The sequence below is a fragment of the Lysobacter sp. P5_B12 genome (genome assembly GCF_056400425.1).
On the sequence record NZ_JBFULG010000004.1, the window covers coordinates 187,247 to 210,445 of the forward strand.

At 67.3% G+C, this 23,199-nt stretch carries 23 protein-coding genes; 4 read left to right on the forward strand and 19 right to left on the reverse strand.

What is annotated here, in order from left to right:
• Nucleotides 1–31 precede the first annotated feature (31 nt).
• The 10 genes from moeB to ndk form a co-directional block, all read right to left on the reverse strand.
• The gene (gene moeB, locus AC1DOM_RS08655) at nt 32–1,159 is read right to left on the reverse strand and encodes a molybdopterin-synthase adenylyltransferase MoeB (protein ID WP_498962250.1); all 1,128 of its coding nucleotides are present in this window, start codon (nt 1,157–1,159) and stop codon (nt 32–34) included.
• Nucleotides 1,160–1,182: 23 nt separating this feature from the next.
• Nucleotides 1,183–2,400 carry a molybdopterin molybdotransferase MoeA gene (locus tag AC1DOM_RS08660; RefSeq protein ID WP_498962252.1) on the reverse strand — a complete coding sequence of 406 codons (1,218 nt, stop codon included), beginning with the start codon at nt 2,398–2,400 and terminating at the stop codon, nt 1,183–1,185.
• Nucleotide 2,401: 1 nt separating this feature from the next.
• Nucleotides 2,402–2,968 (reverse strand): molybdenum cofactor guanylyltransferase, encoded by a 567-nt coding sequence (gene mobA / locus AC1DOM_RS08665; RefSeq protein ID WP_498962254.1) that lies wholly within the window; start codon nt 2,966–2,968, stop codon nt 2,402–2,404.
• A 7-nt stretch (nt 2,969–2,975) separates the two neighbouring features.
• Nucleotides 2,976–4,376, reverse strand: a complete 1,401-nt coding sequence (gene der / locus AC1DOM_RS08670) for a ribosome biogenesis GTPase Der (RefSeq protein WP_498962257.1) — start codon at nt 4,374–4,376, stop codon at nt 2,976–2,978.
• An 8-nt stretch (nt 4,377–4,384) separates the two neighbouring features.
• Nucleotides 4,385–5,587 carry an outer membrane protein assembly factor BamB gene (gene bamB / locus AC1DOM_RS08675; protein ID WP_498962259.1) on the reverse strand — a complete coding sequence of 401 codons (1,203 nt, stop codon included), beginning with the start codon at nt 5,585–5,587 and terminating at the stop codon, nt 4,385–4,387.
• Nucleotides 5,587–6,225, reverse strand: coding sequence for a YfgM family protein (locus AC1DOM_RS08680; protein ID WP_498962261.1), 639 nt, complete (start codon nt 6,223–6,225; stop codon nt 5,587–5,589). The genes bamB and AC1DOM_RS08680 overlap by 1 nt, the downstream gene beginning before the upstream one ends.
• A gap of 108 nt (nt 6,226–6,333) precedes the next feature.
• Nucleotides 6,334–7,161, reverse strand: a complete 828-nt coding sequence (locus AC1DOM_RS08685; RefSeq protein ID WP_498962263.1) for a RodZ domain-containing protein — start codon at nt 7,159–7,161, stop codon at nt 6,334–6,336.
• Complete coding sequence (gene pilW, locus AC1DOM_RS08690) at nt 7,158–7,976, reverse strand: type IV pilus biogenesis/stability protein PilW (protein WP_498962265.1); 819 nt, start codon at nt 7,974–7,976, stop codon at nt 7,158–7,160. The genes AC1DOM_RS08685 and pilW overlap by 4 nt, the downstream gene beginning before the upstream one ends.
• Nucleotides 7,963–9,114, reverse strand: coding sequence for a dual-specificity RNA methyltransferase RlmN (gene rlmN / locus AC1DOM_RS08695; protein WP_498962267.1), 1,152 nt, complete (start codon nt 9,112–9,114; stop codon nt 7,963–7,965). The genes pilW and rlmN overlap by 14 nt, the downstream gene beginning before the upstream one ends.
• Before the next feature lie 33 nt (nt 9,115–9,147).
• Nucleotides 9,148–9,573 carry a nucleoside-diphosphate kinase gene (ndk, locus tag AC1DOM_RS08700; RefSeq protein ID WP_498962269.1) on the reverse strand — a complete coding sequence of 142 codons (426 nt, stop codon included), beginning with the start codon at nt 9,571–9,573 and terminating at the stop codon, nt 9,148–9,150.
• A gap of 260 nt (nt 9,574–9,833) precedes the next feature.
• On the opposite strand from ndk, the gene AC1DOM_RS08705 reads away from it, so the two are divergent.
• Genes AC1DOM_RS08705 through AC1DOM_RS08715 form a run of 3 tightly spaced genes read left to right on the forward strand, consistent with a single transcriptional unit; the run spans nt 9,834 to nt 14,095 of the window.
• Nucleotides 9,834–10,454 carry a TetR/AcrR family transcriptional regulator gene (locus tag AC1DOM_RS08705; RefSeq protein WP_498962271.1) on the forward strand — a complete coding sequence of 207 codons (621 nt, stop codon included), beginning with the start codon at nt 9,834–9,836 and terminating at the stop codon, nt 10,452–10,454.
• Between the two features lie 54 nt (nt 10,455–10,508).
• The gene (locus AC1DOM_RS08710) at nt 10,509–12,884 is read left to right on the forward strand and encodes a 3-hydroxyacyl-CoA dehydrogenase/enoyl-CoA hydratase family protein (protein WP_498962273.1); all 2,376 of its coding nucleotides are present in this window, start codon (nt 10,509–10,511) and stop codon (nt 12,882–12,884) included.
• Nucleotides 12,885–12,889: 5 nt separating this feature from the next.
• Nucleotides 12,890–14,095 carry an acetyl-CoA C-acyltransferase gene (locus AC1DOM_RS08715; RefSeq protein WP_498962275.1) on the forward strand — a complete coding sequence of 402 codons (1,206 nt, stop codon included), beginning with the start codon at nt 12,890–12,892 and terminating at the stop codon, nt 14,093–14,095.
• Nucleotides 14,096–14,110: 15 nt separating this feature from the next.
• Here AC1DOM_RS08715 and AC1DOM_RS08720 read toward each other — a convergent pair whose 3' ends face one another.
• The 9 genes from AC1DOM_RS08720 to cmk all read right to left on the reverse strand — a co-directional run bounded on the left by AC1DOM_RS08720 (nt 14,111) and on the right by cmk (nt 22,924).
• A complete protein-coding gene (locus AC1DOM_RS08720; protein WP_498962277.1) occupies nt 14,111–14,671 on the reverse strand; it encodes a hypothetical protein in 561 nt (186 codons plus the stop codon).
• A gap of 19 nt (nt 14,672–14,690) precedes the next feature.
• Nucleotides 14,691–15,611, reverse strand: a complete 921-nt coding sequence (galU, locus tag AC1DOM_RS08725) for a UTP--glucose-1-phosphate uridylyltransferase GalU (RefSeq protein WP_498962279.1) — start codon at nt 15,609–15,611, stop codon at nt 14,691–14,693.
• A complete protein-coding gene (locus tag AC1DOM_RS08730) occupies nt 15,611–17,518 on the reverse strand; it encodes a polysaccharide biosynthesis protein (RefSeq protein ID WP_498962281.1) in 1,908 nt (635 codons plus the stop codon). Before AC1DOM_RS08730 ends, galU begins: the two co-directional genes overlap by 1 nt.
• On the reverse strand, nt 17,515–18,504 hold the full coding sequence (locus AC1DOM_RS08735; protein WP_498962283.1) for an MraY family glycosyltransferase: 990 nt from the start codon (nt 18,502–18,504) through the stop codon (nt 17,515–17,517). The genes AC1DOM_RS08730 and AC1DOM_RS08735 overlap by 4 nt, the downstream gene beginning before the upstream one ends.
• Nucleotides 18,504–19,685 (reverse strand): lipopolysaccharide assembly protein LapB, encoded by a 1,182-nt coding sequence (gene lapB, locus AC1DOM_RS08740; protein ID WP_498962285.1) that lies wholly within the window; start codon nt 19,683–19,685, stop codon nt 18,504–18,506. The genes AC1DOM_RS08735 and lapB overlap by 1 nt, the downstream gene beginning before the upstream one ends.
• Before the next feature lie 3 nt (nt 19,686–19,688).
• The gene (locus tag AC1DOM_RS08745) at nt 19,689–19,973 is read right to left on the reverse strand and encodes a LapA family protein (RefSeq protein WP_498962287.1); all 285 of its coding nucleotides are present in this window, start codon (nt 19,971–19,973) and stop codon (nt 19,689–19,691) included.
• Between the two features lie 49 nt (nt 19,974–20,022).
• Nucleotides 20,023–20,391, reverse strand: coding sequence for an integration host factor subunit beta (locus tag AC1DOM_RS08750; RefSeq protein WP_498962505.1), 369 nt, complete (start codon nt 20,389–20,391; stop codon nt 20,023–20,025).
• Between the two features lie 27 nt (nt 20,392–20,418).
• Nucleotides 20,419–22,104, reverse strand: a complete 1,686-nt coding sequence (rpsA, locus tag AC1DOM_RS08755) for a 30S ribosomal protein S1 (RefSeq protein ID WP_498962289.1) — start codon at nt 22,102–22,104, stop codon at nt 20,419–20,421.
• Nucleotides 22,105–22,228: 124 nt separating this feature from the next.
• Nucleotides 22,229–22,924, reverse strand: a complete 696-nt coding sequence (cmk, locus tag AC1DOM_RS08760; RefSeq protein ID WP_498962291.1) for a (d)CMP kinase — start codon at nt 22,922–22,924, stop codon at nt 22,229–22,231.
• 102 nt (nt 22,925–23,026) lie between these two features.
• Here cmk and ykgO point away from each other — a divergent pair, with 102 nt between their 5' ends.
• On the forward strand, nt 23,027–23,152 hold the full coding sequence (gene ykgO, locus AC1DOM_RS08765; RefSeq protein ID WP_010342887.1) for a type B 50S ribosomal protein L36: 126 nt from the start codon (nt 23,027–23,029) through the stop codon (nt 23,150–23,152).
• Nucleotides 23,153–23,199 lie beyond the last annotated feature (47 nt).

Genomic DNA, 23,199 nt, shown 5'->3' on the forward strand with positions numbered 1-23,199 from the left:
TCACCCCCGGGCCCGTCGTGGGGCCGGCGGTTCAGCCCCCTGCGCAGAACCTCGCATAGTCGATGTAACCGGGAAAATCACGCCCGGGCGGACACACCGGGCAATCGGGGTCCGGCGCCAGGCGCGTTTCGCGGAAGCGCAGGCCCAGCGTATCGACGTGCAACAGGCGGCCCGTCAGCGGCGTGCCGATGCCGAGGATCAACTTGATCGCTTCGGTGGCCTGTAACAATCCGATCAGGCCCGGCACCACGCCGAGTACGCCGGCTTCGGCGCAATTGGGGGCGGCTTCCGGCGGCGGCGGTTCGGGGAACAGGCAGCGATAGCACGGCGCCGAACCGCGATGGCGCCCCGCGTCGAACACGCCCACCTGCCCTTCGAACCGATGCACCGCGCCGTACACCAGCGGCTTGCCGAGTTTCACGCACGCGTCGTTGAGCAGGTAGCGCGCGGCGAAGTTGTCGGCGCCGTCGACGACGATGTCGACGCCTTCCAGCAGGCGTTCGACGTTGTCGGAAGTCACGCGTTCGTGGATGGCTTCGATGCGCGTGCGCGGATTGAGCGCGTGCAATGTGGCCTGCGCGCTCTCGACCTTCGACACGCCGATGCGTGCATCGGTGTGCAGGATCTGTCGCTGCAGGTTGCTGCGATCCACGACATCGTCGTCGGCGATGCGCAACGTGCCGACACCCGCGGCCGCGAGGTAATACGCCACCGGCGAACCGAGCCCGCCTGCACCGATCACGAGGACCGTGGCCGCTTCCAGGCGTTTCTGTCCCGCAAGCCCGACTTCGGGCAAGCGCAAGTGGCGCGAATAGCGATCGCTGAAATCGTCGTCGAGCTCGGGCGCATCCATCGGCAGGCCCGCGGCGGACCACGCGACGGTCCCGCCGATGACGGAGGCCAGGTTCGTGTATCCGTGCGAAGCCAGCGCATCGGCGGCGAATTGCGAACGCCGGCCGCTCTGGCAGATCAACAGGATCTCGGCGGTGGTGTCCGGCAAGTGCGCCGAAGGGTCGGCCTCGAGGTCCGCACGCGCGATCCCGCGTGCACCGTGGGCGGTGCCGAGTGCGCGCTCGTGCGCGTCGCGGACATCGATCAACAGCGCGCCGGCTTGCTGGCGTGCGAGGGCTTCGGCGGGGGTGCGTTCGTGGACGGACATTGGAGGATTATCCGCCTGGTCCGTTAATACGGCAGCACGTCGACGACATCGCCGATGGAAAGCTGCTGCGGCCCTTCCGGAACGACGATCAGCGCATCGGCCATCGCCGCCGCGCGCAGGCGGTGCGAGCCGGTGGCGGCGTCGGGTGCGATGCGCACCGTGCCGTCTTCGCCGGCCGTGAGCCGGCCGCGGATGAATTCGCGGCGCGCGTGCGCCTTGTCGATCGGCGCGGACAGGCGCGCCCGGAACTGGCGGCGCGCTTCGGTACGCCCCTGCAGTCCGTCGATCAGGCGGCGCCCGAGCGTCGCATAGGTCGCGAAGACCGAGACCGGGTTGCCGGGCAATCCCAGGAATCGTGCACGGTCGAGGTCGCCGAACAGCAGCGGCATCCCCGGTTTCATGCGCACCTTCCAGAACGCGATGCGGCCATGCGCGTCGAGCAGCGCGGGGACGTGGTCCTTCTCGCCCGCCGACACCGCGCCGCAGGTGATCACGACATCGAAACTCGATGCGGCGTCGCGCAACATCGAAGCGATGCGTTCCGGATCGTCGGGCAAGGTGGGCCACGCGGTGGGTTCGAGCCCATCGGCGCGCAACAGGCCCATCAGCAACTCGCGGTTGCTGTCGTGGATCTGGCCCGGTTCGAGTGGAATACCCGGGGGCACGAGTTCGTCGCCGGTGGTGAAGACGGCGACGGTGGGCCGCGCGGACACCGCGAGCTGATCGATGCCGAGCGATGCGGCGGTGGCCACGCGCGCCGGCGTCAGGACCAGGCCCGGCGCGAACACCGCGTCGCCCACTTCCACGTCTTCGCCCGCGTGGCGCACGTTGGCGCCGGCGCGGATGTCGGCGGGAATCGCAATGCGATCGCCTTCGACGCGCACCACTTCACGGATGACGACGGTATCGGCACCCCGCGGCATCGGCGCACCGGTGGTGATGCGGACGCATTCGCCCGCCTGCACGTGCAGATCGCGCGTGCGACCGGCGAATTGTTCCCCGACCAATTGCAAGGTCGTTTCGCCTTGCGCGAGATCGGCGTGGCGCACGGCGTAGCCGTCCATCGCGCTGTTGTCGAAGGGCGGCTGCGGGATCGGTGCGACCACGTCCTGCGCGAGGATGCGCTGGTGCGTGCGCGCCAGGGCGAGGCGTTCGATCGGCAGGCGATGTTCGGCCGCGCTCGCGTCGACGATGGCCTGCGCTTGTTCGAACGTCAGTTGCGTGGGGAAGTCATCGCGCATGTCAGGGGAGCCGGGCCTGGGCCGCGACGAGATCGTCGGGCGTGTTGAGGTTGCCGAGGCGAACGCCGATCAGGCGGATGCGCGGCATCGCGAGGCGTTGTTGCAAGGCCTGCACCGAGCGGTCTTCGTTCGCCAGCACGGCCGTACGCAGGGCTTCGACATTCCACAACGCCACCAGGGGCTGCGGACCGTCGTCGTCTTCGATGCTCGCGCCCTGCCCGCCCGCGCTGGCCAGCGTAGGCACCAGGCAATCGTTGACGAATACGAGATCGACGGGAACGGTGAGCAACCACGGCTGCGCGCATGCCTGCGCGAGTGCATCGAGGCCGCCGATCGGGCCGAGATCGGGCGTGCGATCCGGCACCGCGGTCAAGCCCAGCGATGCGTAGCGTTCGAGATCGCGGTTCGCGCTGACCAGCACGCGCGAGACCTCGCGTTCGAACCGATTGGCCAGGCGCTGCACTTGCGTGATGCCACCGCGCACGATCCAGGCCTTGTCGATGCCACCCAGCCGCGTGCCGCGGCCACCGGCGAGGATTCCGAGCGCGATGTCCCGCGGCGCGATCACGCGGGCCTTACTTGCCCTTGACGTGCCGCATCAGGCGGCGCTTCTTCGCGACCTGGCGGTCGGTGAGCGCGTTCTTCGGCTTGTCCTTGTAGGGGTTTTCGCCTTCCCGGAAAATGAAACGGATCGGCGTGCCCACCAGCTTGAAGCGCTTGCGGAAGAAGTTTTCCAGGTACCGGCGATACGAATCCGACAGCGTGCGCAAGCGCGAGCCGTGCACGATGAAGGTCGGCGGATTCTCGCCGCCGGGGTGCGTGTAACGCAGCTTCGCGACGTGCCCGCGCACGACCGGCGGCGGGTTGGTTTCGTACGCGATCTCCATCGCCTTGGTGATTTCGGCGGTGGTGAACTTGCGCGTGGCCGACGCATGCGCGCGGTGCACGGCCTTGAACAATTCGCGCAGGCCCGAGCCGTGCAGCGCGGAGATGCGCACGGCTTCGGCCCACTCGACGAATGCGAGCTTGCGCGAGAGCAGTGATTCGTTCTGCTGCCGCTGGTAGTCGCTCAGGCCGTCCCACTTGTTGACCGCGACGACGAGCGCGCGGCCGGCGTCGAGCACCGCGCCGAGCACGCTCGCGTCCTGTTCGGTCACGCCTTCGACGGCGTCGAGCATGATCACCGCGACCTGGCAGTGCTCGATCGCCTGCAGCGTCTTGACGATCGAGAACTTCTCGACGGCCTCTTCCACGCGGCCCTTGCGACGCAGGCCGGCGGTGTCGATCAGGCGGTACTTGCGGCCGTCGCGTTCCAGGTCGACGGCGATCGAATCGCGCGTCGTGCCCGGCACGTCGGAGGCGATCATCCGTTCCTCGCCGAGGATGCGGTTGACCAGCGTGGACTTGCCGACGTTCGGGCGGCCGACGAAGGCCACGCGCATGCGCTCGGGATCCTCGTCGAGGACCGCGGTGTCGCCATCCTTCGGAAGCACGGCGAGTGCGTGCGCGAGGAGCGTGTCGATGCCGGTCTTGTGCGACGACGACGTGGCCAGCACGTCCTTGAAGCCGTAGCGCGCGAACTCGGCGAGCGCAGCCTGCGGATCCAGGCCGTCGATCTTGTTGACGACCAGGAAGGTCGGCGTGTCGACCTTGCGCAGCCACGCGAGGATTTCGTCGTCGATCGAGGACGCGCCTTCGCGGCCGTCGACGATGAAGAGGATCAGGTCGGCTTCTTCGGCCGCCGAGCGCGACTGGCGCGCGGTGGCGCCGGCCAGGCCTTCCTCGCTGCCGGCGATGCCGCCGGTATCCACGAGCACGAACGGGCGCTCGGGATCCAGGCGGCACACGCCGTAGTTGCGATCGCGCGTGACGCCGGGCTCGTCGTGCACGAGGGCATCGCGCGAGCGCGTCAACGCATTGAACAGCGTCGACTTCCCGACGTTCGGACGACCTACCAGCGCGACGAGGGGAAGCATTTTGACCCTTACTGCAGACGGAAAGCCGTGACTTCGCCGTCGGTGTTCTGGATGAGGAGGACGCCGTCGGACACGACGGGCGCGGCCTTCACCGGATCGCCGCCGACGCGCGCACGCGCCGCGAACGCACCGTCGGACAGGCGCAGCCAATGCACGTAGCCGTCGTAGTCGGCGACCACGGCGTAATCGCCCTGCACCGCCACGCCCGTGACCTTGCGGCGTGCGAGCGCAGGCTGCGACCACAGCGCGCCACCGGAAGCCTTGTCGATGGCCCACACGGTGCCGGCCGGATCGGCCACGACCAGGCGGTCGGGCGCGTTGCCGATGCGGCCCGCGCCGCCGTTTTCGCGCTGCCACAGCGGACGGCCCGTCGGGCCGTCGAATGCCAGCGTTTCCTTCTTGAAGCTCGTGGCGTAGATCGTGGTGCCGTCGAGGACAGGCGTGCCGTCGACGTCGGACATGCGATCGAGTTCGCTGCGGCCTTCGTTTTGCGCGACGGCCTGGTCCCACAGCAGGCGGCCGTCGGTGGTCGACAGCGCGGCGACCGTGCCGTCGTCGTTGCCGACGAACACGAAGCCCGGGCCGATCAGCACCGCGTCGTTGCCGCGCACGGTGAGCGCCGGCAAGTCGCGCTGCCAGAACCAGCGGCGCGCGCCGGTTTCGGCGTCGAACGCGGTCACGCGACCATCGTTGCTGCGCACGAACACCAGGCCGTCGCCGATGGCCGGCGCGGCGATGACTTCGGCGCCGACCTTGCCCTTCCACTTCTCGGTGCCGGTCGCGGCATCGAGCGCGATGACTTCACCGTCGAGGCCGCCGACCGCCACCACGCCGCCGCCCACGCCGGGACCACCGGAGAGGCGCACGTCGGGCTTGTCTTCCACTTCGGCCGGCTTGTAGGTCCACTGCACGGCACCGGTCTGCAGGTCGAGCGCACTCACGCCGCCCTTGATCGCAGCCACGTACACCTTGCCGTCGGCGACCGCCGGGCCCTGGCGCACGCCGATCTTGCCTTCGCCCTTGCCGGCGTCGACCGACCACATCTTCGCGACCTTGGCGGTCGGCGTGATGTCGGTCAGCTCAGCCGGTTCGGCGGCTTTCTTGTCGTCCTTGCCACCGAACCACCCCTTGACGGTGGTGCAGCCGCCGAGGACGAACACGCACGCGAGGACGAGCGCCGCGCGCGAAACGATGCGGGAATGCGATGACATCAGATGCTGGCCTCCGGCCGGGCCGGGCTTCCGCCGACCTGGATGAGCTTGAGTTCGACGAGGCGACGCGCCGGGGTGGCGACGTCGAGTTTGGACAGCGCCTGCGTGTAGGCGGCGCGTGCATCTTCGGTACGGCCGAGCGCGAAGAGCGCATCGCCGCGCGCTTCGATCGCCGCGGCGCCTTCGGGCTTGTCGCCGAGCAGCGTCAACGCGTCCTGCGGCTTGCCGCCGTCCAGGTACAGGCGCGCGAGGCGCGAATGCACGACGCCCATGATGGCCGGGTCCTTCGCGTGCACGCCCTTGAGCGTGGCGATGGCGGCGTCGCGGTCGCCCTTCTCCACCTGCGCGCGCGCCAGCTGCATCGCGGCGAGGGCGGCGTACTCGGTATCGGACTTGGACAGCGCGACGTTTTCGGCCGCGGCTTTCTTCAGGTCGTTCGCGCCGATGGCGTCGACGACTTCCGAATATTGCGCGCCCATCTGTGCGCGTTGGCCGGCTTGCTGGTTCTGCCACCAGTTCCAGCCGCCGATGACGGCCAGGCCCAGGACGATGCCGCCGATGAGGCCGCCACCGTTCTGGCGCAACCAACCGCGGACGCGTTCGCTTTGTTCGTGCTCATCGAGCAAATGATCGACCATGCTGACTCTTCGGCTGTCTCTTGGACTGTTGCTGTCGGGGGATGCGGGCCGCGCGCGTGCGCGGGACGCGTACGCCTGCCCCGCATGCGGGCCCTGGAAGCGCGTGGGTCAGTCGCCGACCGGCGCCAGGGAACCGTCAGAGGATACCGTAAAGCGCGCGACGTTCGCGCGGCGGAACGCCGTCAGGTCCTGCGGGCGATCGCCCTGCTGCACCACCACCGCCGATGCGTTGCCCAGCGTGACGCGGCCGACTTCGCCCGCGGCATAGGAACGCATGGTGCCTGCCGGAAGCAGGCCCTTCTCGATCGTGCGGCCATCGGGCGACTGCACCTGCACCCAGCTGTCGCCGGTCAGGCGGAGCACGAGCGCGGATTTCGCCACCGGGCGCGGCGAAAGATTGGGCGTCATCGAAGCCACGACGGTGGGTTCGTTCGCGACGGGCGCGGGCGCGTTGGCGTCGCCGACCAGCGGCGCGCCGGTGGCGGGCGCATCGAGCGACTGCACCGTCGCCGGATCCGTGCGGCCCATGATGTGCGGCTTGGTCGCCAGCCACGCGGGCACGACGAGCGCCGCGGTCAGGATGATGTAGACCAGGCGACGCTTGCCCTGTTCGAACCAGCGCGTCATCCGCGGCGTATAGCTGCGCGCGACGATGGGCGTGGGTTCGATCGGCGCGACGCCGGAAGCGGCGAGCGTGGTGGAGGTCACCAGGCCGAGCAGGCGCGAATAGCTGCGCAACTGGCCGCGGACGTAGACCGGCGCGCCGAGGCGCTTCCAGTCTTCGGCTTCCATCGCTTCCACGACGCGATGGGGCATCTTGAGCTTGTCGGAGACATCGTCGATCGTCAGGCCCGCATTGATGCGTGCCTTGCGCAAACGCTCGCCGACACCGGGCTCTCCGCCGGATGCGTAGGCGTGTTCGTGTTCGCTGGTCATGGCGACTTCGATCCCCCCGCGTTCCCCGACGCAGCGCCCGGGAACTCCTCCCTCAAGCGGCGAACGTATCGCGCCGCCGCGGCACTGTCGCCGAGTTTGTCTTCGATTTGTGACGCAAGCACTAGCGCATCGGCATCCGCCGGGGCAGCCGCCAGCCGGCGCTCGGAGAAAGCGCGTGCTTCGAAATAGTTGCCCGACCGGAATTGCAGCCGCGCGAGCCCGGCCAGGGCGACCGGATTTTCCGGCGCCAGCGCCAGGGCCTGGCGCAGGTCGCGATCGGCGCGAACCGTATCGCCGGCATCGAGCGCGCAACTACCCGAGTTGGCGAGCGCGGCTTCGGGCGTGGCGTAACCGGGCGCCTGGAGCGCGCGGTCGAACCAGTCGAGCGAGGCCTGCGCCTGCCCGTTCTTGCACAGCCACGTGCCGTAATTGTTGAGCGTGCGGCCATCGTTCGGCGCGAGTTGCGAGGCGCGCTGGTAATGCTGGCCCGCCTGCGCGGACTGGCCCTGCTGTTCGGCGATCACCGCCAGCAGCGTGTAGGCGCCGACCGAGTTGGGATCGATCGAGAGGGCCTGGCGTGCGTATTTTTCGGCGGCGACCAGGTCGCCCCTGCGCAGGCCGTCTTCCGACATGCCCAATGCATTGCGCGATTGCGTGCGATTGCGCGCTTCGGGCGTGTCGTGGACGACGACCGGTGCGTTGGTTTCCTCGAACTTGCCGCGCGAGGTGTCGGTCTTCATGAAGGCGACACGCGAACAGCCGGCCCCGGCCAGGGCCACCAGGAGTGCGACGACGACGACCTCAGGCCGCCGCATCGCCAATCCCCTGTTCGGCCAGGTGCTTGCGGAACGCGGCCTGGCGCCGGGTCCGATCGAGCACCTGCCCCTTCAACTGGCCGCACGCGGCGTCGATGTCGTCGCCGCGGGTGCGCCGCACCGTCGCCAGCACGCGCGCTTCCTGCAAGGTTTTCTGGAACGCGCGGATGTCCTCGTCCGGCGAGCGCTCGAAGCGCGTGCCCGGGAAAGGATTGAACGGAATGAGGTTGACCTTCGCCGCGTCCTTCATCTGCACGGCGTTGTCGAACTTGTGCATCAGGCGCGCGAGCTGCTTCGCATGCTGCGGCTGGTCGTTGACGCCCTTCATCAGCGTGTACTCGAAGGTGATCGAGGTGCCCTTCTTGCGCATCGCGTAGCGTGCGGCGGAGTCGAGCAGCTCGGCGATCGGGTACTTCTTGTTGAGCGGCACGAGTTCGCTGCGCAGCTCGTCGTTCGGCGCGTGCAAGGAGATCGCGAGCGAGACGTCGCAGACTTCGCCGAGCTTGTCGATCATCGGGACCATGCCCGCGGTCGACAGCGTGACGCGCTTGTTGGCCAGGCCGAAGCCCAGGTCGTCGCGCATGACGTTCATCGCGCGCACGACGTTGTCGAAATTGGCGAGCGGCTCGCCCATGCCCATCATCACCACGTTGGTGAGCTTGCGCTGGTGGTGCGGGACGTTGCCGAGGTGACGCGCCGCGACCCACACCTGCCCGATGATCTCGGCGGTGGAAAGGTTGCGGTTGAAGCCCTGCGTGGCGGTGGAGCAGAACTGGCAGTTGAGCGCGCAGCCCACCTGCGAGGACACGCAGAGCGTGCCGCGGCCCTTGTCGGGAATGAACACCGTCTCGATGGCGTTGCCGCCATCCATGCCGAGCAGCCACTTGTGCGTGCCGTCGGCCGAAGGCTTTTCGAATTGCACCTTCGGCACGACGATTTCCGCCGCGTCCTGGAGCTTGGCGCGGAGCACCTTGCCCAGGTCGGTCATCTCCGCGAAATCGGTGACGTAGCGATGGTGGATCCACTTCATCACCTGGTGCGCGCGGAAACGCTTCTCGCCGAGGGTGTCGGCGAAGAAGTTTTCCAGGCCCTCGCGGTCGAGCTCGAGGAGGTTGCGTTTGGTGGAGATCGCGTTCACTAAATTGCTTTCGATGACCTGTCAGTCAAGCGCTCAGCGCGCGTAGACGTCGGTGGCGGGGAAGAAGTACGCGAGTTCGATCGCGGCGTTCTCGAGCGAATCCGAGCCGTGCACGGCGTTGGCGTCGATCGAGTCGGCGAAGTCGGCGCGGATGGTGCCCGCGGCGGCATCCTTCGGATTGGTGGCGCCCATGAGGTCGCGGTTCTTCAGCACCGCGTTCTCGCCTTCGAGTACCTGGATCATGACCGGGCCGGAGACCATGAAGTTCACCAGCGCGCCAAAGAACGGGCGCTCGCGGTGCACGGCATAGAACCCTTCGGCTTCCTGCTTCGACAGGTGCTTCATCTTCGCGGCGACGACCTTCAGGCCGTTCTTCTCGAAGCGGGAATAGATTTCACCGATGACGTTCTTGGCAACGGCATCGGGCTTGATGATCGAAAGGGTGCGCTCCAGCGCCATTTGGAAACTCTCCGGGCAGGCGGGCTCGCGACTTGTCGCGCGGCCCGAGGATAACAGAAAAACCCGCGACGGAACGCGGGTTTAGCCGATATGGCTGGATGCAATTCTAGCCGTTGGACGCCGCACTTGCACGCGTGGAACGCAACCTGGCGTGAGCGGCTGGAGCGGATCGACCGTTTGACGATACGTCAGCGTACGGACTACGATCCAAGCGAGCGTTTGAACCGCCCGTTTGAACGGCACCACGAGGACCCTGCGCCATGACCACCACCGTGCATTTCTCGACCAAGGACCGCATCCTCGGCGCCGCCGAAGAACTCTTCGCGCAATACGGCTTCTCCGGCACTTCGCTGCGCCAGGTGACCAGCCGCGCCGACGTCAACATCGCCGCGGTGAACTACCACTTCGGCAGCAAGGAAAACCTCGTCAACGAGGTCTTCCGCCGCCGCATGGACGACATGAGCGCCCATCGCCTCGAAGCCCTCAAGACTGCGATGAAGGCGCATCCGGGCGAACTCGAGCCGATTCTCGCCGCCTTCGTCGAGCCCGCCCTGGCCATGGCCCAGGACCGCCACGGTGGCGGCGCGTTCATCCGCGTCATCGCGCGCGCCTATGCCGAGAAGAACGACGGCCTGCGCAAGTTCCTGTCCGACCAGTACGGCCACGTGCTGCGCGAATTCGCGAAGGCCATCGCCCACTGTATGCCTGGGCTCACCAAAGAAGCGCTCTATTGGCGACTGGACTTCCTGTCCGGCGCCCTGACCTATGCGATGGCCGACTTCGGCTTGATCAAGCGCCCCTCGGGCGTCTCGGAAACCGCGCATCGCCAGCACGCGGCGGAGGAATTGATCCGCTTCGCGGCTGCTGGCTTCAAGAGTTGAGATGTTGCTTTAAGTAGTCCCCATTTCTTTTTCCCTTTCATGGGCTTACGTAACATGTCGAAGAAACTGCTTGTACGCCGGGCCGCCGTGCTCGGCGCGGGCGTGATGGGCGCGCAGATCGCCGCGCACCTGACCAATGCCGGCGTCGATACGGTGCTGTTCGACCTGCCTTCGAAGGAAGGCCCGCCCGACGGCATCGCGCTGAAGGCCATCGCGAACCTCGCCAAACTCTCCCCCGCTCCGCTCGCCGACAAGTCGCTCGCCGATCGCATCGTGCCGGCGAACTACGACACGGGCCTGGAAGTGCTGCGCGGCTGCGACCTGGTGATCGAAGCGATCGCCGAGCGCATGGACTGGAAGCAGGAGCTGTATCGCAAGATCGCGCCCTTCGTCCCGGAGCACGCGGTGCTCGCGAGCAACACTTCGGGCCTGGGCATCAATGCCCTGGCCGGCGTGCTGCCCGAAGCGCTGCGCCACCGCTTCTGCGGCGTGCATTTCTTCAATCCGCCGCGCTACATGCACCTGGCCGAATTGATTCCCGCACAGACGACGGATCCCGAAATCCTCGAAGCGCTGGAAACCTTCCTCGTCACCACGCTCGGCAAGGGCGTGGTCATCGCGAAGGACACGCCGAACTTCATCGGCAACCGCATCGGCGTGTTCTCGATGCTGGCCGCGATGCATCACACACAACGCCTGGGCCTGGGCTTCGACACGGTCGATGCGCTCACCGGCCCCGCGATCGGCCGTCCGAAGTCGGCGACCTACCGCACCGCGGACGTCGTCGGCCTGGACACGATGGCGCACGTGATCAAGACGATGGCCGACACGCTGCCGAACGATCCGTGGCATCAGTACTTCGCCGCGCCCGCATGGCTGCAGGCCTTGGTGGCGAAGGGCGCGCTCGGCCAGAAAACCGGCGCAGGCTTCTACACCAAGCGCGGCAAGGACATCCTCGTCGTGGATCTTGCGCAGCAGGATTACCGCGCCAGCGCCGGTGAACTGGATCCCTCGGTGGCCGAGATGTTGAAGGAACGCGACCCGGCGAAGAAGTTCGCCGCCTTGCGCGCGAGCGAGCATCCGCAGGCGCAATTCCTGTGGGCGTGCTTCCGCGACACCTTCCACTACACCGCGTATTACCTGGCCGACATCGCCGACACCGCGCGCGACGTCGACCTCGCGATCCGCTGGGGCTACGGCTGGTCGCTCGGCCCGTTCGAAACCTGGCAGGCCGCGGGCTGGAAACAAGTCGCCCAATGGATCGCCGACGACATCGTCGGCAACCAGGCGATGGCGAACGCGCCGTTGCCCGACTGGGTGTTCGACGGCCGCGATGGCGTGCACGGTCCCGCGGGCAGTTACAGCCCCGCGCGCAATGCGACGGTGCCCCGCTCGTCCAATCCGGTGTACCAGCGCCAGCGTTTCCCCGATCCGGTGCTCGGCGAGAAGTTCTCGCAGGGCCGCACGGTGTTCGAGAACGACGGCGTGCGCATGTGGGTCGATGAAGGCGACGACATCGCGGTCGTCGGCTTCAAGACCAAGCTGCAGACCGTCAACGACCACGTGCTCAACGGATTGCAGGAAGCGATCGCGATCGCCGAACGCGACTTCCGCGGCCTGGTGATCTGGCAGCCGAAGGAGCCCTTCTCCGCCGGTGCGGATCTCGCCGGTGCGCTCGGCCTGTTGCAGGCCGGCGACGTGAAAGGCTTCGAAGGCATGGTCGCCAACTTCCAGGCGACCAGCCAGCGCATCAAGTACTCGCTCGTGCCGGTCGTCGCCGCGGTGCGCGGCCTGGCGCTGGGCGGTGGCTGCGAATTCCAGATGCACGCCGCGCGTTCGGTGTTCGCGCTGGAAAGCTACGTCGGCCTGGTCGAAGCGGGCGTGGGTTTGTTGCCCGCGGGTGGCGGCCTGAAGGAACTCGCCTTGCGCGCGTCCGAAGCCGCGGGTCCGGGCGGTGACGTCTTCGCGCAGTTGAAGACGGGTTTCGAATCGGTCGCGATGGGCAAGGTGTCCACCTCCGCGTTCGAAGCCAAGCAGTTGAAGCTCGCGCGCGACGGCGATGGCGTGGTGTTCAACGCCTTCGAACTGCTCGATGTCGCGCGTGCACAGGCGCGTGCGCTGGCCGATTCCGGCTACCGCCCGCCGTTGCCGGCGCGGCGCATCCAGGCCGCGGGCGACGTGGGCATCGCGACGTTCAAGATGATGCTCGTCAACATGCTCGAAGGCCGCTTCATCTCGCCGCACGATTACGAGATCGCAACGCGCATCGCCACCGTGTTGTGCGGTGGACAGATCGATCGCGGCACGCTCGTCGACGAGCAATGGTTGCTCCGCCTGGAACGCGAACACTTCGTGGCGCTGGCGCAGATGCCGAAAACGCAGGAACGCATCGCGCACATGCTCAAGACCGGCAAGCCGCTCAGGAACTGACTGACATGACCAAGCAAGTACAAGAGGCCTACATCGTCGCGGCCACCCGCACGCCCGTCGGCAAGGCGCCGCGCGGCGTGTTCCGCAACACCCGCCCCGACGACATGCTCGCGCACGCGCTGCGCAGCGTGGTCGCGCAGGCGCCGGGCATCGATGCTTCGCGCATCGGCGACATCATCATCGGCTGCGCGATGCCCGAGGGCGAGCAAGGCATGAACGTCGCGCGCATCGGCGCGTTGCTCGCGGGCCTGCCGCACACCATCGCGGCGCAGACGATCAACCGCTTCTGTTCGTCGGGTCTGCAGGCCGTTGCGCTCGCCGCCGACCAGATCCGCCTCGGCCATGCCGACCTGATGCTCGCCGGCGGCACCGAATCGATGTCGATGGTGCCGATGATGGGCAACAAGGTGGCGCTGAGCCCGGCGGTGTTCGCGCAGGGCGGCGAAAACATCAACATCGCCTACGGCATGGGCATCACCGCCGAGAAGGTCGCCGAGGAATGGAAGGTCTCGCGCGAAGACCAGGATGCGTTCGCGCTGGCCTCGCACCAGAAGGCGCTCGCGGCGATGCAGGCCGGCGAATTCGATGCCGAAATCACGCCCTACGAAGTGATCTCGCATTTGCCCGACGGAAACGTCATCCAGGAAGTGCGCCGCATCGTGAAGCGCGATGAAGGCCCGCGTCCCGACACCTCGCTGGAAGGGCTCGCCAAGCTGCGCCCGGTGTTCCGCAACGGCCAGTTCGGCGGCACGGTCACCGCGGGCAACAGTTCGCAGATGAGCGATGGCGCGGCCGCGGTGCTGCTTGCTTCGGAACAGGCGATCAAGGATTACGGGCTGACGCCGCTGGCGAAGTTCCGCAGCTTCAGCGTCGCCGGCGTGCGCCCGGAAGTGATGGGCATCGGCCCGATCGCGGCGATTCCGAAGGCGCTGTCGCAGGCCGGCTTGTCGATCGATGCGATCGACTGGATCGAACTCAACGAAGCCTTCGCCGCACAGGCGCTCGCGGTGATCCGCGATTCGAAGCTGGATCCGGCGAAGGTCAATCCGCTCGGCGGCGCGATCGCGCTCGGCCATCCGCTCGGTGCGACCGGTGCGGTGCGCACCGCGACCATCGTGCACGGCCTGCAGCGTCGCAAGCTCAAGTACGGCTTGGTGACGATGTGCATCGGCACCGGCATGGGCGCGGCGGGGATCTTCGAAGCGGTGTGACCGATTCGGGCCCGGCTATTCGTCGGGCCCTTTGTCGCGCGGCGTGTTGTCGAACGACCGCGCGAGCAGGATCAGGAAAATCGCCAGCACAAGGACAGAGGCGAGCAACAGCACGAACAGGCAGCCGGCGAACACCGGCACGATGTCCTCGCCGAGCACGCCGAAGGCCCCCAGGCCGCTGGCGATCGCCGCCGCCGTCAGCAAACAGGTCAGCGTGAGCGGAAAATACGGCACGCGCGGCGGGTAACCGGCGCGCGTCAGGCGCCGACCCGCGATCGAGCGCACGACGACCAGCACGGCGGTATAGATGCACGTCACGCCGCACGAGATGCGGAACACGCGGTCGGTCGACCACGGAAACAAACCGAGCCACAGGGGCAACAAGGCGAGCATCAATGCGCCGATGCTCGTCGCGAGCATCCACGACAGCGACCAGGGATCGCGCGGATGCCAACCTTCCGGCGCCGTCGTGCGGATCGCCGCGATCAAACCGGAAAAGCCCGCCAGCGCGACCCCGATCTGCGCGATCGCGATCAGGACATCTCCGATGGGCGAGGCGGCGAAGGGAGCAGGCATCGCACCGGGCCGCCCTGCCCTACTTCAGTTCGACCACGCCCAGTTCGTCGAGCGCCGTCTGCATCGTGCGCGCCGCGGCTTCGCTGAGTTTTTCGTGGTCGAGCGCGTAGCGGATCGTCGCTTCGATCAGGCCGATGTGCGTGCCGCAGTCGAAGCGCGTGCCGCGGAAGCGATACGCATCGACGTCCTGCTCGACGAGCAATTGCGCGATGGCATCGGTGAGCTGGATCTCGCCGCCCGCGCCCGGCTTTACCTGTTCGAGCAGTTCGAAGATGCGGCTGTCGAGCACGTAGCGGCCGACGACGGCGAGCGTGCTTGGCGCGTCTTCGGGCTCCGGCTTTTCGACGATCGCGCTGATGCGGCCCTTGCGACCCGTGAAATCCCCGGTGGCCACGATGCCGTAGCTGCTGGTCTTGTCGCGCGGGACGTCCTGCACCGCGAGCACGCTGGCACCGGATTCGGCGGCGTGGTCGGTCATCTGCTTGAGCGCGCCGGGGCCGCGGTTCCAGATCAGGTCGTCGGGCAGCAACACGGCGAAGGGCTCGTTGCCGATCACTTCCTTCGCGCACAACACCGCGTGGCCGAGGCCGAGCGCTTCGGCCTGCGTGACGAACACCGCGCGCACGCCGGGCGGCAGCACGTTGCGCACGAGTTCCAGTTGCTCGTATTTGCCGGCGCGCTCGAGCTTCTGTTCGAGTTCGTAGGCCTTGTCGAAATAATCGGCGACCGCGTGCTTGTAACGGTTGGTGATGAACACCAGCGTGTCGCAACCGGCTTCGATGGCTTCGTCGACGGCGTACTGGATCAGCGGCTTGTCGATGATCGGCAGCATTTCCTTCGGCACGGTCTTCGTGGCGGGAAGGAAGCGCGTACCCAGGCCGGCGACGGGAAACACGGCCTTGCGCACGCGGCGCGTGGAATTGGGGGCGATCGGGGTCATCAGATCCTGCGGGCGTTGCGGGCGGGAAAGGCCACCACGGTGGCGGCCTGCGCGTGCACGGCGGGTGCAGGCGCGAATTCGGGCACCGCCGCGCGCAACACCCGGGACATGATCTCCAGGTCGTAACGGCCGCAGGCTTCGCGCAGTTGCGCGAGCGCCTCGTGCACGGCCTCGGGCGAGACCGCGCGCGGTTCGGCCTGGAGGATCTTCGGATGCGAGGTCGGGCGATAGCGCTCGTCGGCGTGGAAGAGCGTCTCGTGCAATTTCTCGCCCGGACGCAGGCCCGAGTAGACGATCGCGATGTCGCGCCCGGGCTGCTTGCCCGCCAGGCGGATCATCTGCTCGGCCAGCACGCGGATCGCGACCGGTTCGCCCATGTCGAGCGTGTAGACCGCTTCGTGCGCGCCGATCGCCGAAGCCTGCAGGATCAACTGGCAGGCTTCGGGGATCGTCATGAAGAAGCGCGTGACCTCGGGGTCGGTGACCGTGACCGGGCCGCCCTTGCGAATTTGTTCGCGGAACAGGGGCACGACGCTGCCGGCCGAATCGAGCACGTTGCCGAAACGCACGGTGACGAAGCGCGTGGAGCGCCGGTCGACGAGCGACTGGCATGCGATTTCCGCCAGGCGCTTGGTCGCACCGAGCACGTTGACCGGATCGACCGCCTTGTCGGTGGAGATCAGCACGAAGGTGCCGACGCCGTTTTCGTGGCAGGCGTGCGCGACCGTGTCGGTGGCGAGTACGTTGTTGCGCACGGCTTCGCGCAACTGGTCTTCGAGCAGCGGTACCTGTTTGTAGGCCGCGGCGTGGAAGACCGCGTCGGGTTCGGACAGGCGCAGTGCGTGCGCGATCACCGCGGGGTCGCCGCAATCGCCGAGCAGCGGCACGCAGTCCAGGTCGGGGAAATCGCGCTTGAGTTCGGCGACTGTGGTGGTGAGCGCGAGTTCGTCGATCTCCACGATGCCCACGCGTCGTGCGCCGTGCTTGGCGCACTGGCGGCACAACTCCGCACCGATCGATCCGCCGCCACCGGTGACGAGCACCGAACGCCCGCCGAGCCAGCCGCGGATCGCCTTCCAGTCCGGCATCACCGGGCTGCGGCCCAGCAAGTCCTCGATCGCAACTTCCTTCAGTTCGCCTGGCTGCGAACGCCCTTCGAGCATGTCGTCCAGGCGCGGCACCATGCGGAAGGGAATGCCGGTGCGTTCGCACACCGCAACCACGCGCTGCAGCAGCGTGGCGTGCACGGACGGCATCGCGATGACGATCAGGCGTGCGGCGGTTTCGCGCGCGATGGATTCCAGGTCGGCGATCGGGCCGAGCACCGGCACGCCCTGCAACTTGCTGCCGCGCAGTTGCGCGGCGTCGTCGAGGAAGCCGACGGGTTCGTAGGCGCCCGTGCGACGCAAGTCCCGAACGAGCGCTTCGCCGGCCAGGCCCGCACCGAGGATCAGCACGCGCACGCCCTGCGCATGCGTGCGCGCGAGCGTGTGTTCCTTCCACACGCGATACAGCAGTCGCGGCGCGCCGAGCAGGCCGACGAGCGCGAAGGGATACAGAATCAGCACCGTGCGCGGCACCGTCGCCAGGCGGTTGTAGAGGAACAGGCCGAGGGTGATGGCGATGACGCCCAGGACCGCGGCCTTCGCCAGGTTGAACAGGTCGGGCACGCTGGCGAAACGCCACAGCCCGCGATACAGGCCCACGCGCCACAGCACCAGGCCCTGCGCGATGAGCACGAGCAGCATTTCCGGCGAGGTCAGCGACGGCACATCGACCGGCGTGCCGGCGAGCCCATGGCGGACGAGCCGCAGGCCGTTCCAGCTGAGCCAAACCATGATCAGGTCATGGGCCAGGACCGCGGTCCGCGGCAAGGCCGACGCCCAGTTCGGACGCCACGACATCATCGGGTGCTTTCCTTCACCGCGGCACTCCCTTCCCTTTGCAGCATCCACCACGCCCCAATACCGGCGGTATACCACGCGACGACGACGATCGACACCCGCAACGAGTCATGTCCCTGACCTGAGAGCGTCGCCATCAGGACGATGGCGGCGAGCGTCCATCCTGCATAAGCCAGCGTGACCCTGACGTGCGAGCCCGTGCGCCGCGCCCATTGCTGATACAGATGCTGCGCATGCGGCTGCCACCAGCGCTCCCCGCGCAGCACGCGGCGCGCGAGCGTCAGCGTTGCATCGATCGCAAAGGCCGAGATCGGCAGCGCCCACAACCCCGCATTCAACGGCGAGGTCTCCGCCGCCCGGATGAGTAACGCGGCCAGCGCGAACCCGAGCGCTCCGCTTCCGACATCACCGAGGAAGATGCGCGCCTTCGGAAAGTTGAAGGGCAAGAAGCCCACCGTCGCCGCAGCCAGCGCGAAGGCCCACCACGCCCACGTGCCCGAACCCAGCAGGCCGATCGCGAGTGCGCACAGCAGGGCCTGGGTCGCGGCGATGCCGTCGATCCCGTCCATGAAGTTCCAGATGTTCGTCAGCGCCATCGCCAGCACGAATGCCGCAAGGGCGAGGATCGGTTCACCGGCCTGGTGCCAGACACCGGCCGCGAGCAGCGCCGCGGCGACGGCCTGCACCACCAGTCGGACCCACGGCGACATGGGGCGGTGATCGTCGAGCAGGCCCACGCCCGCGACCAACACCAGGCCTGCGAGCGCGCAGCCGAGTTCGAACGGGTCGGCCAAGGATTGCAGCAACACGGCGCCCGCCAGCAACAGCGCGACGACGATCGAAACCCCACCGCCGCGTGGCGTCGGCGTGGTGTGCGCGCGACGTTCGCCCGGTGCATCGACGACGCCGCGACGCAGCGCATACGCACGCGCGAACCAGGTGCCCCCCAGTCCGATCAGCAGGCTCGCGAGCAACCAAACCGGGGACATCAAACGACCGCGTAGTTCAGCAGCGGCTTGATCGAACCCCATTCCTTGCAACTGGGGCATTGCCAATGATGCGCGCGCGCACCGAAACCGCAGCGGTTGCAGCGATAGCTCGGATTGCGCACGAGCAACTGGTCGGTGATGTGCTTGAGGTCTTCCAGCGTGGCGGCCGGATCGCCGCCATCGGCGAGAGTGAGGTCGATCAACGCCGCTTCGCCGCGCACGGACGGACGATCCTTCAACTGTTGCGCGAGATACGCACGCGCCGAAGACACGCCCTCCTCCGCTTCGACCATCCTGGTCAATGCGAGCACGGGCGCAACGCCACGATAGTGCTCAATCATCTCGGTGAGGAAACTGCGCGCGCCCGACAGATCGCCCACGCGTTCGTAGGCCGGCAGCAACTGCGGCAGGATTTCCGGGAGATAGTCGGCGTCGATGCGCGCCACGCGCTCGAAGGCGCGGATGGCGGCGGCATCGTTGCCGTCTTCGAGTTCGATGCGGCCTTCGAGGATGCCGGCGCGCACGGAGTTCGCATCGGCCTGGTAGGCGCGGGCGACGGCGGCGCGCGCGGCTTCCACTTCGCCCGCGGCGCGATGGCGGTCGGCGAGTTCGCATTCGAATTGCGCGACCAGCTTGCCCATCGGTTCGGCGGTGATTTCCTCGTAGCGCGTGGCGTTCTCGATCGCCTTCGCCCAGTCGCGTTCGGCCTGGTAAATGCCGATCAGGTGCTTGAGCGCTTGCGGCGCGCGCATGTCCAGGCGCACCAGGTCGCTGAAGACGGTCTCGGCGCGATCGAGCAAGCCCGAGCGCATGTAGTCCTCGCCGAGCGCGAGCAGCGCCTGCACCTTCTGCTGGTCCGACAGATCTGGCCGTTGCACGAGTGCCTGGTGCAAGCGGATCGCGCGATCGACTTCACCGCGACGACGGAACAGATGCCCGAGCGCGACTTGCGTTTCGAACGTGTCCTTGTCGAGTTCGGCGATGCGCAGGAACACTTCGATCGCCTTGTCGGGCTGCTCGTTGAGCAGGTAGTTCAGGCCGCGGAAGTAGGTGGTCGACAGGCGGCTGACCTGCGTGTCGCTGTGGCGCTCGCCACCGCGCCGGCCGATGAGCCAGCCGCTCCATGCCGCCAGCGGCAGGAGAAGGAAGAACCAGAACCACTGGTTGACGAATTCCAGCATGCGTCAGGGGAGCGTCCGGTCGTTGTCGGAGGTTGCGTCGCGCGAACGCGCGTCGGGCTTCTGCGCGCGGCGCAGGCGTTGTTGCATCGGCAGGATGACGCTCGCCGCCAGGGCCAGGCCGCCGGCGATGACGCCGACTAGCAGCGAGACCAGCACGATCACGCCGAGCGAGCTCGTCGCGCGTGCGAAACCGAAGTCGAGGACCGCCGCCTGCGGGTTGAGCGCACCCACGACGATGCCTGCCGCGAGGCATGCAAGGGCGATCAGGAGACGGATCAATCGGATCATTCGGCGCTGCGGCTCCTTCGCATGGGAGAGGTCAGCTTAGCCGATGAACTCATGCGTCCGGTTCGACCGGCACCACGGCGCTGACGCGTTCGCGGAGTTCCTTGCCGGGCTTGAAATGCGGGACGTGCTTGCCCGGGAGCGCGACGGAATCGCCGGTCTTCGGGTTGCGCCCCAGGCGGGGCGGACGGTAGTGCAGCGAGAAGCTGCCGAAACCGCGGATTTCGATGCGTTCGCCGCCACTGAGCGACCCGCCCATCATCTCGAGCAAGGACTTCACCGCGAGATCGACGTCGTCCGCCTTCAGGTGGCCCTGGCGCGCGGAGAGGATCTCGATCAGTTCGGACTTGGTCATTCTGGCTCGTCTGATGCAGGCAGTGGAGTGCTTGGCGTTTCCTGCTTGTGCGAAAGGCGGCCCGATGACCGGGCCGCCTTCGCGATGCTGCTCTTACTCGGACTTGTTGTTCAGCTGCTCGCGGAGCAGCGCGCCGAGGCGCGTGGTGCCCGTGGAAGCGTCCGACGCCTTGTTGTACTCGGCCATGGCTTCGGCGGTGTCCGCCTCGTCCTTGGCCTTGATCGACAACTGCAGCGTGCGGCCCTTGCGGTCCATGCCGGTGAACTTGGCTTCGATTTCGTCGCCGACCTTCAGGTGCTGGCTGGCGTCTTCGATGCGGTCGTAGGAGATGTCGCGGACCGACACGTAGCCTTCCACGCCCTCGCCCAGGTCGATGGTCGCGCCCTTGGCGTCCACTTCCTTGACGGTGCCCTTGACCTTCGAGCCCTTCGGGTTGGCCGCCATGTACTGGCCGAACGGATCCTGCTCGAGCTGCTTGACGCCCAGCGAGATGCGTTCGCGTTCCGGGTCGACCGCGAGCACGACGGCGTCGAGGTTGTCGCCCTTCTTGAAGTTGCGCGCGACGTCTTCGCCGGTGGAGTTCCAGCTGATGTCCGACAGGTGGATGAGACCGTCGATGCCGCCGTCCAGGCCGATGAAGACGCCGAAGTCGGTGATCGACTTGATCTGGCCCGACACCTTGTCGCCCTTCTTGTGGATGGCCGCGAAGGTTTCCCACGGATTGCTGGTGACCTGCTTCATGCCGAGCGAGATGCGGCGACGCTCTTCATCCACGTCGAGCACCATGACCTGCACTTCGTCGCCAACCTGGACCACCTTGGACGGGTTGACGTTCTTGTTGGTCCAGTCCATTTCGGACACGTGGACCAGGCCTTCGACGCCCGGCTCGATTTCGACGAACGCGCCGTAATCGGTGACGTTGGAGACCTTGCCGAACACGCGGGTGTTGGCCGGGTAACGACGGGCGATGTTGTCCCACGGATCCTCGCCCAGCTGCTTGAGGCCGAGGCTGACGCGGTTGCGCTCGCGGTCGTACTTGAGCACGCGGACGTCGAGCTCCTGGCCGACTTCCACGACTTCGGACGGATGGCGCACGCGCTTCCAGGCCATGTCGGTGATGTGCAGCAGGCCGTCGATGCCACCGAGGTCCACGAACGCGCCGTAGTCGGTGAGGTTCTTGACGACGCCCTTGAGCACGGCGCCCTCGACCAGCTTCTCGAGCAGCTGCTCGCGCTCTTCCGAATGTTCGCTCTCGACCACCGCGCGGCGGGAGACGACGACATTGTTGCGCTTGCGATCAAGCTTGATGAGCTTGAACTCGAGTTCCTTGCCTTCCAGGTACACCGGGTCGCGGACCGGGCGCACGTCGACCAGGGAACCGGGCAGGAATGCGCGGACGTCCTTGATGTCGACGGTGAAACCGCCCTTGACCTTGCCGCTGATGCGGCCGGTGATGGTTTCGTTCTTCTCGAGCGCTTCCTCGAGTTCGTCCCACACCATCGCGCGCTTGGCCTTCTCGCGGGACAGCACGGTTTCGCCGAAGCCGTTCTCGAGCGAGTCGAGGGCGACCTTCACTTCATCGCCCACGCCAACGTCGATCTCGCCGGCGTCGTTGCGGAACTGTTCGATCGGCACGATGCCTTCGGACTTCAGGCCGGCGTTGATCACGACGACGTCGGTACGGACCTCGACGACGACACCGGTGACGATGGAGCCGGGCTTGAGCTTGGCCAGGCCGGCCTGGCTCTGTTCGAACAGTTCGGCAAAAGATTCGGTCATTGCAGCGGACATTAGGAAATTCTCAGGCGGTGCTTCGGGATGAAGCGACCAGGGGGTTGGAGTGATGGACCGCGGCGCGCACCCATGCGCGTCGAGGGCTTTGTCCGTAACGCGGTAACGACGCTCAGCGTGCCGGCAGCAATGCCAGCACGCGCTCGACGACGGCTTCGATCGAAAGGCCGGTGGTGTCGATGCGGACGGCGTCATCGGCCGGCCGCAGGGGCGCCACTGCCCGGTTCGCATCGCGGGCGTCGCGGGCGAGGATCTCGCGCAACAGACCGGGCAATGTAACGGAAACTCCCTTCTCGCTCAACTGCTTATGGCGCCTTTCGGCCCTTTCCTCGGCACTGGCCGTCAGGAAGACCTTGATGGCGGCATCGGGGAAGATCACCGTGCCCATGTCCCGGCCGTCGGCGACCAGGCCCGGCGGGCGCCGATAGGCCCGCTGGGCCTCCTTCAGCGCGGCGCGGACCTCGGGGATGGCGGCGATGGCCGAGGCGGCCGCACCGGCGGTTTCCGTCCGCAGGTCGTCCGTGGCGTCGACCCCGTTCACGATCACGCGGGGCTCGTCGCCGCCCTGCCCCTCGCGGAAGTCGATCTGCGTATCGAAGGTGCAGCGGACCAGGGCCGAGGCGTCGGACAGGTCGATGTCGTTCCAGCCGGCGGCGATGCCGACCGCGCGGTAGAGGGCGCCCGAATCCAGGTAATGCCAGCCCAGGCGCTGGGCCACGTGGCGGCTGATGGTGCCCTTGCCGGAGCCGGAGGGGCCGTCGATGGTGAGGACGGGAATGGGCGGGTGGTCGGGCTGGGCTTCGGTCATGGGGAACGATTGTAGTGCAACCACTTGAGCGGCCGAAGAAAACCCGTCAGAATGCGCGGCTTCGCTCCACCCATCCACATTCAACCGTTGCCGAGGTTCGTCATGAAGGTCCTGTCCTCCCTGAAGTCGGCGAAGGCCCGTCACCGCGACTGCAAGGTGGTCCGCCGTCGTGGCAAGGTCTTCGTGATCTGCAAGTCCAACCCGCGTTTCAAGGCGCGCCAGCGCTAAGCGATTCGATTCGCCGGGAACACGAAGGCCGCCGCGAGGCGGCTTTC